Source organism: Aminobacterium mobile DSM 12262 (assembly GCF_000526395.1).
GTDB classification, from domain to species: Bacteria; Synergistota; Synergistia; order Synergistales; family Aminobacteriaceae; genus Aminobacterium; species Aminobacterium mobile.
The window spans coordinates 266034-281962 of sequence record NZ_JAFZ01000001.1 but is presented as its reverse complement, the minus strand read 5'-3'; the positions used below and the strand labels follow the sequence as shown (position 1 = coordinate 281962).

The 15929-nt window shown below is 43.7% G+C and carries 11 protein-coding genes; 3 read left to right on the top strand and 8 right to left on the bottom strand.

Annotated elements, in window-relative coordinates; translation table 11 throughout:
* Positions 1 to 7: 7 nt before the first annotated feature.
* The 7 genes from K360_RS0101325 to K360_RS10370 all read right to left on the bottom strand — a co-directional run bounded on the left by K360_RS0101325 (position 8) and on the right by K360_RS10370 (position 10677).
* Entirely contained in the window at positions 8 to 1090 is a 1083-nt protein-coding gene (locus tag K360_RS0101325) for a 5-oxoprolinase subunit C family protein (protein ID WP_024821389.1), read from the bottom strand.
* Complete coding sequence (pxpB, locus tag K360_RS0101320) at positions 1087 to 1836, bottom strand: 5-oxoprolinase subunit PxpB (RefSeq protein ID WP_024821388.1); 750 nt, start codon at positions 1834 to 1836, stop codon at positions 1087 to 1089. The genes K360_RS0101325 and pxpB overlap by 4 nt, the downstream gene beginning before the upstream one ends.
* Before the next feature lie 41 nt (positions 1837 to 1877).
* Positions 1878 to 3065: an NRAMP family divalent metal transporter gene (locus tag K360_RS0101315; RefSeq protein WP_034326409.1), complete on the bottom strand. Its 1188-nt coding sequence runs from the start codon at positions 3063 to 3065 to the stop codon at positions 1878 to 1880.
* Between the two features lie 226 nt (positions 3066 to 3291).
* A complete protein-coding gene (locus tag K360_RS0101310; RefSeq protein WP_024821386.1) occupies positions 3292 to 5418 on the bottom strand; it encodes a methyl-accepting chemotaxis protein in 2127 nt (708 codons plus the stop codon).
* A gap of 124 nt (positions 5419 to 5542) precedes the next feature.
* Entirely contained in the window at positions 5543 to 6229 is a 687-nt protein-coding gene (locus K360_RS10915; RefSeq protein ID WP_024821385.1) for a response regulator, read from the bottom strand.
* A 12-nt stretch (positions 6230 to 6241) separates the two neighbouring features.
* A complete protein-coding gene (locus K360_RS0101300) occupies positions 6242 to 9379 on the bottom strand; it encodes an AAA family ATPase (protein WP_024821384.1) in 3138 nt (1045 codons plus the stop codon).
* Positions 9367 to 10677, bottom strand: coding sequence for a metallophosphoesterase family protein (locus K360_RS10370; RefSeq protein WP_024821383.1), 1311 nt, complete (start codon positions 10675 to 10677; stop codon positions 9367 to 9369). Before K360_RS10370 ends, K360_RS0101300 begins: the two co-directional genes overlap by 13 nt.
* A 91-nt stretch (positions 10678 to 10768) precedes the next feature.
* Here K360_RS10370 and K360_RS0101290 point away from each other — a divergent pair, with 91 nt between their 5' ends.
* Positions 10769 to 12013, top strand: a complete 1245-nt coding sequence (locus K360_RS0101290; protein WP_024821382.1) for an ArsB/NhaD family transporter — start codon at positions 10769 to 10771, stop codon at positions 12011 to 12013.
* Positions 12007 to 12981 carry a DUF2284 domain-containing protein gene (locus K360_RS0101285; protein WP_024821381.1) on the top strand — a complete coding sequence of 325 codons (975 nt, stop codon included), beginning with the start codon at positions 12007 to 12009 and terminating at the stop codon, positions 12979 to 12981. The genes K360_RS0101290 and K360_RS0101285 overlap by 7 nt, the downstream gene beginning before the upstream one ends.
* On the opposite strand, the gene K360_RS0101280 is transcribed toward K360_RS0101285, so the two are convergent.
* A complete protein-coding gene (locus K360_RS0101280) occupies positions 12937 to 14106 on the bottom strand; it encodes an MFS transporter (RefSeq protein WP_024821380.1) in 1170 nt (389 codons plus the stop codon). The two genes, K360_RS0101285 and K360_RS0101280, sit on opposite strands and share 45 nt — an antisense overlap.
* Positions 14107 to 14299: 193 nt before the next feature.
* Between K360_RS0101280 and K360_RS0101275 the strand changes: the two genes are divergently transcribed.
* On the top strand, positions 14300 to 15925 hold the full coding sequence (locus K360_RS0101275; protein ID WP_024821379.1) for a sensor domain-containing diguanylate cyclase: 1626 nt from the start codon (positions 14300 to 14302) through the stop codon (positions 15923 to 15925).
* Positions 15926 to 15929: the final 4 nt, after the last annotated feature.

Sequence of the window (15929 nt, the reverse complement as noted above, 5' to 3'; positions counted from 1 at the left end):
GCCCCCTTTAATCGAGACGTTCCCAATGAACAGTATAACCAGTTCCATCGATAGAGAGACGCCACATTCCAGAGCGAGGAGTATCTTCAAGAATCGTTGACGTTGTTTGAGTTGAAGAAGCGATAGGCGTAATCCAAGTGGCGACAAGCTGATGGATTCTATCTAAAAGAGAGCATTCTTTGCGAGTTGCGGCAACCGCATCCTCAAAAGATATTTTCTGAAACCGAACTTTTTGGCCAGGCAATCGCTGAGCTAATGCACCGATATCAGGAGTGCAAAGAACAGCAATTTTAGTATACCCCCCTGTAGTTTGGCGATCAGCAAGCATAGCTATAGGCTGTCCATGGCCAGGTATTTGAATGGTCCCAAGAGGAATTGCATCAGAAATAATATCCGCTGCCCCGCTGTGTTCAATAACAGGTCCCTCTAGTCGATAGCCCATACGATCAGCAGAGTCAGAAATAGTGTAGGTCTGAGAGAGAAAGGTCTCAATCCCACGATCAGTAAAGGCGTCATCCTGAGGCCCCATAACCACTCTAAGAGGTTGATCCAGCTGTCGGCCAGGCAAAGACGAGGCCGGACAGGAAAAACCAATAAAGCGCTCCCAAAGAACATGAGGTTCTCCGGTAGAAAAGGTGTCGCCTTTTTTCAAGGCCCGGCCTTCCAGACCGCCAAGATGGGCTCGAAGATAGGTAGAGCGGCTCCCCATAATTACAGGGACATCAATTCCTCCTGAGAAAACGAGATAAGCCCTGCACCCATTTCCCTTAACACCGGAAAAAGAGAGGTGGTCCCCTTCTTTCACTTCTACCACAACATTACATGGAAAACACTCCCCATTTACGGAAAAACCGAGATCTGCCCCGGTAACTACTGCGGTTCCACGCCCCTCTACTACAGATAAAGTTGGGCCAAGAACTGTCACTTCAAGCCCAGCTGCTCTTTTATCATTACCCACCATAATATTGCCACTTCTGAGAGCAAAAAGATCCATGGCTCCGGCAACAGGCATCCCCTTGCCCTGGAACCCCCACCGGCCCTCGTCTTGAACTGTGGTAAGCATGCCAGGCTGCATAACCTTCAGCTTCATGCCGGCATCTCCCCTTTTTCGTGAAATTCTAAGGTATAGTTTCCATGAAAAATCTTTTCTTCTATGCTGCGGTACTCCTCAGGAGAAATCGGGTGGAAACGAATCCAGAAGCCTGCATCTACTAATGTAGGCGACTCACGGCTCGCATCGAACATAGTGAGCGGAGTTCGTCCTATAAGCTGCCATCCGCCTGGGCTGTCGATAGGGTATATCCCCGTCTGCTTACCTGCAATACCTACACTACCAGCAGGGATGCGTTCCCGCGGTTCAGAGAGGCGAGGAGTGGCTATTGTCTCATCCATGCCTCCAAGATATGAAAACCCCGGCGTAAACCCCAGCATATAGCAATAGTAGTCAGGAGCGCTGTGGCGTTTAATGACCTCTTCCTCCACCAGGCCAGTATGTTTCACAACGTTTTGAAGGTCTGGGCCAAATTCGCCACCGTAACAGACAGGAATAACAATAACTTTTCCCTTTTCAGAACTGAGCCCGACACCAGTTGTAGAAGCCAAACGTTCTAAAAGAGAACGGAATCGAGATGGTTCCGCCTTAACAGGATCAAAATACACAGCAAGAGACCGATAGGTTGGAACAAGCTCCTGAATACCTGAAATATTCTTAGCTTCTAAGACATGCCTTAAAGCCTGAACTCTGGCATTTACATCAAGAGAAATAGAATTACCAAACTCAACAACGATACAACTGTCTCCTGCGCAAAGAAGCTTGGGCCATTCTTGTTCTGTCAAAACGAGGTTCACCTCCCAAACACCTGGTAACAGATATGTTTTTAAGAGAAAATAGTGAATATTTTAGTAAAAGACGTAACGCCCATCCATAAAGTGAAGGCTGCCACTATGTACCCCGCAACAGCTAACCATACAGGGTGATGATAATCTCCTACAACATCTTTTTTATAAGCTGCCAAAAGTACAGATACGAGGGAAAGGGGCAATATAAGACCATTGATGGATCCCGCAAAAATAAGGAGCTTCACCGGTTGACCAACGGTTATAAAAATTGTTGTAGAAATAATGATAAACCCAATCATCCACCAACGAAGTCGGGTTTCTACCGTTTTGAAAAGAGTACGGAGAAAAGAAATAGATGTATAGGATGCCCCAATAACCGATGTTATTCCTGCAGCCCAAATAACGATTCCGAAAATCTTGTAGCCAAGTTCTCCAGCACCAAGCCGAAACGCTGATGCAGGAGGGTTTGCCGGGTCAAGAGTATGCCCCATGGTTACAACACCTAGCACCGCAAGAAAAAGAAGGATTCGCATAATCCCCGTAATACCTATGGCTTGAGAGGCTCCCCGAGTAATGGAATCAAGATTATCTCTCCCTACAATACCAGCATCGATAATACGATGGGCTCCAGCAAAGGTAATATATCCACCTACTGTTCCACCTATTAGAGTGAGAACAATCATCCAATCAATTTTAGAAGGGAGTACCACCTCTTTAAGCGCTGAGCCTACAGGGGGATGCGTGTTAAAAACCATATATAGAACTAAAGCTATCATCATAAAACCAAGTATCTTAGTGAAAGAGTCCATAGCCTTGCCAAGCTCTTTTCTCAAGAAGATAATAATGGCTATAATTGCACTTATGACAGCTCCTACAGGTAAAGGAACTTGAGCCAATACATTAAGCCCCAGCGCAGCCCCGCCCATATTGCCAATGTTGAAAACAAGGCCGCCTAAAGCCACAGCAAAAGCCAAAAAGTATCCTAAGCCCGGAAGGACCTTGTTTGCTACATCCTGAGCTCGCATACCGGATACAGCTAATATTCGCCAAATATTAATTTGAACAATAAAGCAAAGGATAAGGGAAAGCAGAATGGCAAAAGCAAAAGAGGCGCCCAGCTTTTCTGTAAAAACAGCTGACTGAGTTAAAAAGCCAGGTCCTATGGCAGAAGTGGCCATCAGGAAGGCAGCTCCGAGTAACACACTTAATGTCCCTTTCTTGTCCATTGTCCTTTCTTTTTCTAGCGTCGTTTTTAAAGGTTCACTCACAAAAACCACCTCCATAGATAAATTAACCTTATAATACCATAGTAAAAAGGCTGTCTTTATAAATTATTTCGTGTATACGGATAAAAAACAATAATCAGTCTTATCTGATCCACAAAAAGGGCCTCTCGAGGGTTTCCCTTGAGAGGCCCTTTTATAGTTTAAGCAGAGAAAAATTCTCTTAAAGTCAGGCTTGTATCAAAGCCCTTTTCTGCTCTTCACCTTCCTGAAGTTTAAAGGTAGCTACGACCTTCTCCATGGCTTGGCTAAGCTGTACCAATTCTTCTGAAGAACGGGCTATCGATTCAGTAACCTTCGCCTGGTCATCCATAGATTGGGATATCTGATTCATCTGATCAGCCATCTCCTGTCCAGAACGAGCAACACTATCCATACCTGCCGTCATCTCTTGAGCACTCGCTGATTGCTCTTCCATGGTAGCAGCAATGCTCTGAACGTGGTCAGAAACAACCGCAACACTTTCCACAACTTTTTCTATTATTGAACGGGTATCTTTAGCCACTGCTACAAGTTGTACCATACGTTCTTCCGCATTATTCTGATCTACCAAAGCTGCCTGGCTTCTGCCGCTAATTTCCTCAATAACACTATTGACCTCATCAGCGGCCTTTGCCGACTCTTCCGCTAATTTCCGCACTTCTTCTGCAACAACAGCAAAGCCTCGCCCTGCATCTCCTGCTCTCGCTGCCTCTATAGCAGCATTTAATGCCAAGAGATTTGTCTGATCAGCAATAGATGTAATAGCGTTGACGAAACCTGAAATTTTCTCCACAGAGTCTGCCAGAAGGCGAATGGCTTTTCCTACCTTCCCACCAGCATCGGAAGTTTCACCAATAAGGTTGCTCATCTTTCCTACCGCTTCTCCACCACGATGGGCTGCCTCTGTAATATCTGCGGCGTTTTCGCCAGCTTCAGCAGCAGCTTTAGCCCCAGATTGCGCAGCTGCCGCTACCTCCTGAATACCGGCATTTGCCTGTTGCAGCGCTGCCGCGGAATCCTGGGTTTTAAGGCCAGCCTGGCGGGACAACTCTGTAACTTGCTCAATAGCCGCGGCCGACTCCTCTGAAGCTGCGCTCATATCTTCAGCTTTCTCGAGGACAGCTTGAGAGCTATGGAGAATAGATCCCGCCACTTGTGAAATACTATCTATCATCCCATTAATAGACTCTACAAGTGCTTTAATCTCTGCCACTTGTGACCTTGATTGGAGACGGACAGTCAAATCGTTGTTCTCTGATATGTAGCGAGCTTTCATAGCTACGTTTTTCAGGGGCTCCGTCATCTTTCGTACAGACAAAAATGTTACCAGCAGCGCAGCAGCCAAGATAAGAACTGTAGTAATAGTCACTGTTCTTTTTATCTCTTCTACAGAGGAAAAAGCCTCTGATTTCCATGCTTGAGTGCCTAAAATCATGCCATTTGGAAGGGTCTTATAGGAGACAGAAATAACGTCTCCCCGTAAATCGGAAATAAACCGCCCCGCCGGCTCTCTCTGTATTTGTTCCCAATATTGGGAGTAATGACCCTCTTCTATTTGATCAAGCCTTTCGCCAATAAACTCGTCTACCGGATGGTAAAGAAAGTGTCCTGCTTCGTTGAGGAGCCAGACATATCCGCTATCGTAAATTTTTTGAGCTCTGAGCTTCTCCGGTATAAAGTTTGCATCGAAATCCATACCTACAACCGCTACAATTTTCCCATCTTTAAAGACAGGCTCCGAAAGAGTCATGAGGTACATTCCGTTTGTCTTTTGCGGGTCACTCCAAACGGTATCTCGCCGATCTAAGACCTTCCAAAACCAAGCTGACTCAACATTATTACGATCAAGTAACTGTTCTGCAGAATTGAAGTCATCTTGGATCATTTGAAAAGACGAGCGACCATCTTGCCGGGAAAGCGTCAGGTCATAAAGAGCGCCTTTCCCAAAAATTTCTGGGTTCAAGGTAATAAAAACTTGCCGAACTGACGAGAAATCCTGCCCTAGATAATCAAGTATGGGAAGAATTTTTGTCTTGAAATCAGACCAATTTGACGTAATTTCGTCTTGTCGCAACCTATCGAAGCGGGCTGCCACATCATTTCGAATGTCTTTAACTACCTGAGAGTATCTTGTAAAAATCCCATTAATATTCTCCGCATTTTCTCCGGCTACAGAGAGTTCATAATTAATAGACATACGAGTCAACCCCTGACCACTAATTCTCATGGAACTGAAGGCCACTACGCTTACGGCCACAATGAGAGAGCACAAAACAAGCACTGCTATACGAGTGCCTAACCTGTTAAAATGCACCTTTGTTCCTCCTTAAGAATTCCTATGATTAAAAAGACAACGAGTTACGATTGAACCAGATAGAGGAATGAAATGCAATTTTTGACTTTTATGTCCGAGTTTTGTCCTTTTTGTTTTTATGCTTTCAATGGATAGAAAGATAACAACGAGTGGGTCGGCCTTGCGATCGATATTGATTCACGCTAACTGCTTCTCCTATGCGGCATAAATATTCAAGATATCGCCAAACGGTGGATCTTGCTAAACCAGCTTTCTCGGCTACCTCCGAGGCTGAAACAAAAGAATACGATTCCCTGAGAACGCTTCGAACAAGATCGAGAGTCTTCTGGTGCAACCCTTTCGGCAATCCTTGATTGGAAAATTGAGAAGAGACCCGAACTCGCTTTATTCTGTCAACAACAGATTGAGGCCATTGAGGAGGGGAACTTCCTAAAAGAGAGTAATAACATCGGAACCGGATTAAACTTTCTCGATAGCGTTCACACTTGAAAGGCTTCACAATATAATCGAAGACTCCCGACCGGAAAGCACGAGCGATGAATTTCCCATCGTTTTGCTTAGAAACAATAAGGGTATCAAACTCAGGTCGTACTGAATAAAGAAAATCAAGGATTTCTTCAAAACGCTCTTCTTCTCCAAAGGGTTCCGCAATTACAAGCTGAATGGGGCAACTCCTAAGTAGATTTTCTAGCTCACACAAAGACCTGGCATGCCCTGCCAACTTAAAACCTTGAACAGAGACAATAATATTGCAAGATTGCGGGAGATCAACTAGATCAGGGTCGTAAAGAACAATCTGAATGTTTTTCATATTATTTTTAAATTATATCAAACATTGCAATCTCCCTTCTGCTAAACTGAACACTTTCACAAAATTGTTCTTTTGTCCATCAAGCTCGTGAAAAATTCTAATCAACTCCTTGCGACAGGAAAACAGAAGAATCTGCGTTTTACACGCTGCATCTAAAAGAGCTTTTGCAGCCCCCAACTGCCTCTTTTCGTCAAAACGGACAAGCACATCATCCAGAATAAGGGGAAGAGGCTCTGAACGCTTACCATAAAGATCCGAAAGAGCTAAACGAAGGGCAAGATATACTTGATCGGCCAGACCACTGCTCCATATTTCTTCCGTTTTCCGCCATTTCTCTTTTTCTTCCTCCAATTCTATGGAAAAACCACCTTGTCCTGACAAAGAAGAGATGAGAGAGTATCGTCCATGAGTCATAAGCTGAAGAGAATCGCTGGCTTTTCGTATAACTTCCGGTTGCCGCTCTTTCTCGTGTTTCCGTCTCGTCTGCTCCACGATGTATCGACAAAGAACTGTAGACATCCATTTTTTGAGATTTTGCTTACTCTGTTCTATAAGACATTCTTTTTGGAAAAGAATGGCGCTTAATTCTTTATCCTTCTCAAGCTTCTGCATACGACTTTTTATGGTACCAAGCTCTTCATTCAACTCCTCAAGTAGCAAAGAAAGAGTACGCTCTTTTTCCTTCGACTCCATATAAAGGGTATGAGATTCTGCCGGCGTCCTCTCTTCAAGTTCTTTTATGAGAAGGGGCAGATTCCCCTCCCCACCAGCTATAGTAAGTAAAGAGAGGCGATAATTTTCTATGGCATATTTTAATTTCTGAGATTCCTGCCACCGAATACCTTTTTGATAAAAAACCTCTTCATTACACGCATCAGCTTCCCTTAAGAGAGTTTCCTTTCTTGAAATATACTGTTGTAGCTCCTCTTCGGCACTTTTGCGACGTCTGGAACATTGCTCCTTGTTTTCGTGCAATCTGCTGAATTTCTCCTGAAGACTCATGCTTTCATCCAATATGGATGAAAGAAAATCTATTGTTGGGACTATCTCTCTGTAAGTTGAAATTTCGTTTTTCTCTGGAGCAATTTCCAGGCAAAGTTCTTTTATTTCTATAAGGCGACTTTCAAGGTATGAAGCAGCAAAAGAAAGCTTTTTTTCTGCCTCTTTTATGCGATCGCCATGTTGCCGAAGCTGTTTCACACGCCCTTCAAATTCGACAAAGTGACAGAGTTCCAAAGAAGGGGGGAGTTTTGAGCTTTCTACAAGCTCTTGCCAAGCCTCTTTTATTCCTTCTTGAACCACTAAAAAACCTTTAAGCGCCTTCTCTCCCTCGTCATAAAGAAGCTGCCTCCGTTCCCTCGCCTTTTGGGCCGCCTCCCAATCAGCAACACATTGATCTTTTTGCTTTAAACAGTCTAGATAGCTGTCTATAAGGGCTTCTATATTCTCAAGTTGAGCGTATGATTCCAAAGGTTCTTTTATATGGAGGTTTTGGAGAATACCGTTTAAAATCTCCTTGCTTTCCTCCCACTCTTCCTGAAGTTTCAAGCGATACGATCTCTTTTCTTTTTCCTTCACATTTCTATCATAGCAATTCCCCAAGAACGCTGCCGTTCCTAAAAAACAAAGAGCTCCACCTATAATCATTTCGAAAGGAACTTTCTCCCCAAACCCTTTCCATAAAAAAGCTACTCCTGAAAAAAGCATAACCCCCATAACAACAGTGCTTAACACCCATTGTTTTGAAACTGGCTGGGAAGAGCGCGATGATGTTTGAAGCTCTTGCAAAGCAAGACGGGCCTGATTACAGCATAAAAAGGTTTGCCGCAAATGTCCGCGCTCCTCTCGAAGAGTTTCCTCTGAAAGGGGAGGGGTACTCAAACAAGCCTCTTCTGCTTTTTTATAGAGCTCTCTTTCTGTATCCGCCGCTTTCTCCATTTCAAGCCGAGCCTGAATGAGAGCTTCTTGTCGAGCTGCTATTTGAGATCGAATTTCCTCTTGACGGCTTTGCAAATCGTGAGCATATTTACATACATTAAAAGAAAGATCTATATTATAAAGATGTTCCAAGGACCACCCCTGATAGAGATTACTGAGTTCTTTTTCCAGCTCATGTCTCATGCTGGCGATTTCTCCTTCTAGCGTACGTAATGCCTCCTCTTCTCTCTCTATTCTTCCCCGGTTTTGAACTGCGGATCTGATCTCTCCTTTTTTCTCTAGAACTCCTCTAAAAGGCTTTCTTTCCAGAGATTGAAGAACTTCAAGAAAGTGCTCTTCCTCATGTTGAAGCTCTCTGCACTCTTGCTCTTTATTCTTGATTTCTTCCGTTATAGTGGCAAGATGTGTTAGTCCGTCTTTTGGGAAAGACGAAATTTCGCCAAGGGCATGAAGTTTTTTCTGCGACTCCTCCATCTCTATCCATGGAGTCCTTGCCTTTTCAATCCATTCGTAAAGAGAGAGTGTGGAGCGTTTTTCTTCCAATTCTTTTCGCACAGATTCTATGCGCTTCTCTTGGTCTCTCAACATTGTTTGCATTTTAATGAACTCAGACTTTTGTTGTTGCAACACCTTGATTTCTTCATCTATTTGACGCAACTTTTGTAAAAGGCCATTGATTATCGCTGAATTTCTGCTTCGAGCTTCTGGGTGGTAGAGTTTTTTCTGTTTGGAAGAGAGCGTTTCTACCAAGCATGGAAGAGAAGCTGTGCCCAACCCCGCTCCAGCCGCAAAGAAACGATTTTGAATTGTTTGGTCGTTAAGAGTTTTGATCTGTTGCATATCTTCAAGACCAACTGCAAAAACTCTCTCATATGTTTCTCTGTCAAGATAACCGAGAAGAGCATCTACATTTATCCCTTCGCCTTGCCCAGAAACATTGATTTTCCGCCCATTCATTTCAAAGGCAAGAGAGACTCCATTTGTAGTCTCCACTATGAGCTGGCCTTGTTGTGCTCTCCCGTCCGGAGGAAGATAAAAATTACGATTGGAGCGGCCATGAGGGAAGTTGAAAAGGCAGTAACGGAAAAAATTCATCAGTGTGGTTTTGCCACTTTCGTTCTCCCCGACGATGAGAGACAATCCTGGAGAGAAAGAGCCTCCTACCTCCCTCAGAAGACCAAATTGACGAATGTAGAACTCTACGAACCGCACGGATCGTCTTCCTCCCCCATAAGGCCATCTGCGCCTATTATTTCCACTTCTTTTACAATATCGCCTACATCTTTTATAGTAAAAGCTTCTAAAAGGAACTCAAGGTCTCGACGACGCCAGCGAGAAGATCCCAAAGCTCCGTCAATAGTTTCAAAAAGCTCTTCTTTGTTGGATATATGAGAAGTTACGTATTCCACTTCTCTTAAAAAGTCTCCTACAAAAGTTTGGGTTTTTTTGAGATTATCCAGATTATAGTCAGGATTACTTTCATCAATACATCCTTCAATCCATACAAAATCAGAACGCTCTTCTTCGCAGTTCAGTTCCGCGGTAAGATCATCAAGATATCCATCTCTGGTTAAAGAGCGGTGGAGAGGGCTTCGTCCCTTAATAGCAACTCGCACTATAAGGCCTCTCTCTTCCGCTGCTTCTCTTAGCTCAGATTTCAGCATATCGAAAGCGTTCAATATGTCTTGGTCTGTTCTGAAAGAAGATATATCTAGAGAAGTGTTCTTCCACCGAACAATATCTGTGGGACAAAAAAGAGATGAGATATGTCCTTGTTCTGAAACACGTACTACACTGCATCCATGAGGTCCAGTTTCCTTTATGCTGCGTCCTTGAATAGTACCAGAATAGACAACCCAAGGGGCCCCTTTTTCTAAAATCATGGGACGGTGGATATGGCCGAGAGCCCAATAATCCATCCCTGATTTTTTTAAATCGTCAAGAGAGCAGGGAGCATAGTTTTCATGCCCCTCTATTCCGCCTACATTACAATGGAGCATCGCAAGACAAAGTCCATGTTCTCGATCTTCTTGAGAAGGGATCATTTGAACTGCTATATTATCAGTTACATCCCTCACCGGATAACTGTAGCCCCATATAGAACCAACCCTTTCTCCTCCCCTGGCCAAAAGGGGAAAGATGCCTACCGAACTTTCAAAACAGAAGACCTTGTCTGGCAGTTTTAGATCAGCACTTTCACCTAAGAGTGGATCGTGGTTTCCGTGAGCTACATATACGTAGACCCCGGCTTCACTGAGACGAACAAGCTGGCGCTGCAATTCCAGCTGGGCCCTAAGGCTTCGATCTGCGTCATTGTAAAGGTCCCCTGCTATAAGCACACAATCTACTTCTTCTTGAAGTGCCAGATCTACCACTTTTTCAAAAGCCTGAAAGGCTGCTTCCCGCAACCTTTCAGCAACAAATGCTGAATAGCGGGAAACTCCTCTAAAAGGACTATCTAGATGAAGATCTGCACAATGCAGGAAACGGAACTCTCTTTGAAGCCTCATTTTTTTCTCCCTTCATATACATTATTTGCTTGGAAGCATATGCCCTTTATAGAACATAGACAATTCCATTCAATCTGATAGACTCATGTTTATGGTCGATATTTCTGTAGCTAAAGGTTTCATCTATATTATATTTATAATCGTCTATTTAGGGATGGTTGCCGGCCGTCTTCCCCGTTTAGCTCTTGACCGCACCGGCATTGTTCTTCTTGGGGCTATTACGCTGTTTGTTGGTGTCGAGAAGTTAGGCATGGCGAGTCTTCTCGACATAGATTCTTCCACTATCTTACTTCTTTTCGGCTTTATGGTTATATCTGCCCAGTTCAGACAGAGCGGCTTTTATACTCTAGTAACACAATTTGCGGCCTCGCTTCCCCTTTCCCCTCTCCAGTTCCTGGCCCTTGTCATAATCTTATCTGCAACACTCTCTTCACTGCTCTCTAATGATATTGTCTGCTTGGCCATGACTCCTATTTTAGGACAAGGATGTGTGAAGAAAAAACTTTACCCTTTACCCTTTCTTCTCGCCTTAGCTTGTTCTTCGAATATAGGTTCGGCTCTTACTCTTATAGGGAACCCCCAAAACATGCTTATAGGGCAACAACTTCATCTCTCTTTTTCTCGCTATTTTCTTTTTTCCCTTGTACCAGTCACACTCTCACTGATAGCTCTATGGGCTATCATAGCCTATATTTTTAGAAACAACTGGCATTATTGCCATGTAGAGAAGATGCCGACAATGCCGGAGATCCCTTTTGATCTGTGGCAAACAGCAAAAGGAATGGGAGTCCTTGCAGGTGTCGTGTCTCTTTTCCTTTTTTCACCCTTCCCGCGAGATATGATAGCAATAGGAGCTGCCGGTATTTTACTTATAAGCAGGACGATGACATCTCAAAAGATGCTCGCTCTCATCGATTGGCAATTGATTCTTCTTTTTATCGGCCTCTTCATTGTCAACGGAGCCTTTGCTCGGGCAGGAGGACTCACTTCCATCGAGAGCATCCTCCACGTCATGGGGATATCGATAGGGGAAGATTTTTGGCTTTTTACAATTACTGTCGTCTTGTCTAATCTCGTCTCTAACGTTCCAGCAACTATGTTGCTATTGCCTATGGTCCAAGGAGCTCTTGCAGGCCCTATTCTCGCGTTGAGCAGTACTTTTGCAGGGAACCTCATCGTCGTCGGCAGCATTGCAAATATCATCGTAGTAAATGGAGCCCGGAATTTAGGCCTCTTCATCTCTTGGAAAGAACATGCCCGGGTAGGAATTCCTGTAACGCTCGCATCTCTTCTGATTTGCTGGATCTGGATAAAAATAGGGGGATGGCTGTGGTAAAAATAGCATTCGCAACAGTGGCCCCTTCCTCCAATTTTCTTGGGAAGTATCTCATTACACAGGCATTGGAAGAAGAAGGGGTCTTTATTATCAATCTAGGAGAAAGATTCAAAGGATGTCATTTGCTTTCTTTTCTGAAGGCAAATACGCCAGATGTTCTTGCTTTCTCATGTCCAGACGAAGAATGCCTGAGTGAATTGTTCTCTCTTCTTTCCATTGCTTCAGGTCGAAATATACCTGTTATTTGTGGAGGAAGCGCCCTTTCTATCCATCATGCCACCAACTTTCGCAAAAAACTACATTATCCCCTCATCTACTATAGTCACGGACCTGGCGACGTTTCCTCAGTACTTCGCTGCGCGCTCAAAAAAGAGATCCCACCAGAACCTTCTCACGGGAAAGGGATACCGTTGCCTCTTTCCCCCGAAGAGAAACAGCTTGTTCACTGTCTTGGTCTTCGGGTTCTCTCTGCATCTTTTGAAGATATTGTGATAAAGGAAGGGACTCGACAGTGGTGCGGGGACTGTCTTGGGAATTTAAACCGCACCTGTCCATTGAGCAGTGGCTATTTTTCCCAAAAAACAATTCTTGAAAGCCATCAATATATCCAGCGTTACAAAAAAGTTTTTCTTATTTGCTCGCCGATCCTCAAAAAAGAGGAGCGGGAAAACATGAGAGACCATCGAAAAACCTTATGGCTAGGGCTTAAAGAGCTAGAAAAGCTTTGGGAAAAAAGACTCGGAGAAACCATTATTTTTAAACTTCCAATTCGCTGCCCTCTCTGTGCTGAAGAACAGTGTCTTATGCCCCAAGCTCGATGCCATCTGCCGGAACTCCAATTCCCTATGCACGAAGAATACAACATCGATATGATGGAGACTGCTCGTGCCATTGCTGGAGACAGTATGACCATGGAAATGTACTCACTTGTTCTTGCGGATCCTCTTCCAAACAAAAAGATACACTAATACTGAAGCCACACAGGCAAAAAGGGAAAAACCGCGGAAAGCCCAGGAGACATTCGTCAGAGCAGAGGCATATCCTATATAGATAGGCAAAAGAGTCCAGCTTATATCCATGGCAAAATAGACCATGGAAGAAGCATGTCCCCTGAAATATTCGGGGATCATATCGCCAATAAGAGCCAGATGGGTAGGGTACCCATACCCCACCGCCACACCATAAAGGAATCCCCAAAGGGCTATAGCGCTATTACTTCCAGCAAAAGATGCTCCCATAAGTGCTCCACCCATAAGCCCAATAGCCGGGGCAGCTATCACTATGCGCGAAACTTTCTTATAAAGGCCCCCTCCAAAAAGTCGTACAATAACTGCGCCAGAAGAGATAGCCATCAAAAAGATGGAAGAGTTCAGTCCTCGCCCAATAGCTAAACTTGAGGCGTAGGCAATAGAGGAGTCTGTCAGTCCAAGAAAGAGACAAGAAATAAGTAAATATTTTATAGGAGTTTCCTTGAAAAGAGAAAGATAAGAAACATGATGATTCCCTTCACTGACAATATTCTTCTCTACAGGAGGCAAAAAAGAAGCTACGCACATAGAAACAAGAGAAGCTAAAGACGCCATAAAAAGATAGTATGTGCTATGCCCTCCTTTAATAAAAAACTCCGCCAGAGGAATAATGGAAAAAGAAGTCAAAACACCGCCAATACTTGTTATGGAAAAAGCTGGGCCTCGAATAGCAGCAGGAATAACAAGGGTTTGATAGGTTGTAGTCGCTACCACAAACACACTAAATCCAGCACCCATAAAAAAACGAAGTCCCCAAAGAGCATGGGGAGTCAAGGGGATACAAGCAAAAAGGCAAGCCCCTACGAAACAGACACTTCCGGCAAAAAGCATGGTCTTCCGAATTCCAAATTGGGAAAGAAACCACCCCGCAGTGGGCCTAGTCATAGTTGCAGCTAAATAAAACGCGCTCATAACCCACCCAATGCTCTGGGGCTGAAATCCCCTCTGAAGGAGAAACGGGGGGAGCATAAAGAAAACATGAGAATAAGCAAAAATTGAAAAATATGTAAGAAGTATGAGAATAATATTTTTTTTATATCGAGAAAAATCGGCATCAAAAAACACTTCTTCGCCCCCTTCTTCAACAACATTACGTCTCTCCTACGTCTTTGTAAAGATTCTGCAGCGACACCCCCTCTAAACATTAAAATAAAATTGAAAGGAGAGACTCCCGCCCCTTCTCGAACCTCCTCTATTTAGGTACAATTCTTTATAGATATAATAAAATGACCTATATCGACTATAGGAGTGTGATCTTTTGCCTATTCGACCAGAGAGAACTCTTCGTTGGGAACAGTTCAAAAAAGTATTACGCCATTTTATATGGATTCTTCCCGTGCTTTTTACTGTGGTTTGGTTCATAGGTCGAATCTACGCTTTGGAAGTATCCCAACATAACGAATTGCTCGCCAGTCTAGAACAGCAATTTTGTGCTTCTCGTCTTGAAATAGTTCATCAAAATATAAATATGGTCGCTCAAGACCTCCTCTTCCTGGCTCAAGCATGCGAGAATAGTGCAGAACATGGTGATGAGCTATCTGAAACTCAGATGCGCGCCCTCGAAAGCCTTTTCCTTACCTTTGCCAAAAGCAAAGATATCTACAACCAAATTTGCTTATTAGATACGTCAAGTCGCAAAAAAATTTTTATTCAACATAACAATGGATCGCCCATAGTAGCACGGCCCACTGCAGATTCGCAAGATACTTTCAATCTCGACTATTTCCAATCCACTATGGAACTGCGAAAAGGGCAAATATATGTTTTTCCTCCAGACACAGAGGGAGAGCCCCATCATGTTCTTGTCGAGCCAATTCTTCGCCTTGCCACTCCTGTTTTTGCCCATGAAGGGAACAGGATCGGCGTCCTCATTTTCCATTATTCAACTGAGGATCTTCTCACTCTTTTGAGAGCCTCTTCTTCCATGAGTACTATTATGTTACTCAATCACCACGGAGATTGGTTACAAAAGACAAACCCTTTTATAGAAGAAGCCATCAAGCAGCATAAAAATTTCTCTGAAATCTTTCCGCAAGAAGCCTCTTTCATATATTCCCAAGAGCGCGGGCAGCTTAAAACACCACGAGGCCTTTTTACATTTACAACAATACGTCCCTTTGATTTAAACAAGACACTCAATGCATCTTCCGACTATTTCTGGAAAATTGTTTCCATGGTCCCTCTGTTCTCTCTTCAAGAGCAAGATTTGCATATAAAAACTCGTTTTCAAACTGTAACTATTATTATTATTTTCATACTGCTTATTAGTAGCATTTTATTCATTGTAGAGTATGAACGCCGGAAAAAAATTCTCGCTGATCTACAAAAGAAGAGTAAGGAACTGGAAGAAGTGAACATTGCTCTCAACTCTGCCGTTCAAAAAACAGCACATGACGCCATGATCGATCCTCTCACGGAACTTTGGAATCGTCGTTACATGGTCAAAAGACTTAGAGAAGAAGAGTTTCGCATCCAACACACCGCAGGTAGCGCTTGTATTGCAGTTATTGATTTAGGAAACTTCAAAAAAGTTAACGATACATACGGGCACGATAGGGGAGACCGAACTTTGGCAGAAATTGCGGCCCTTCTTCGGAAAGGTCTTCGTCAGACTGACTACGTAGCTCGGTCGGGAGGAGACGAATTTCTCATCTATTTTGCTGATCTCCCCTTAAAAAAGGCCGGGAAAATTATGGATCGCCTTTACACAAAAATTGTACAGAGAAGTGCCGCTAGCGCCGGTTTCCCTGTCTTTCCAGACTATGGCGTTGCTCATTGTCCTTCTGATGCTCCAACTCTGGAAGAAACAGTAAAAGTGGCTGACGCCAGAATGTACGAGTTTAAAGCGCGTCGAAAAAAAGAAATGGCTGATAGCGAAAGATAGTTGC

Coding starts and splice junctions, on each gene's coding strand:
- K360_RS10370 (WP_024821383.1), bottom strand. CDS start 10,677: ATGAGGCTTCAAAGAGAGTTCCGTTTCCTGCATTGTGCAGATCTTCAT.
- K360_RS0101290 (WP_024821382.1), top strand. CDS start 10,769: ATGGTCGATATTTCTGTAGCTAAAGGTTTCATCTATATTATATTTATA.
- K360_RS0101315 (WP_034326409.1), bottom strand. CDS start 3,065: ATGGACAAGAAAGGGACATTAAGTGTGTTACTCGGAGCTGCCTTCCTG.
- K360_RS0101325 (WP_024821389.1), bottom strand. CDS start 1,090: ATGAAGCTGAAGGTTATGCAGCCTGGCATGCTTACCACAGTTCAAGAC.
- K360_RS10915 (WP_024821385.1), bottom strand. CDS start 6,229: ATGAAAAACATTCAGATTGTTCTTTACGACCCTGATCTAGTTGATCTC.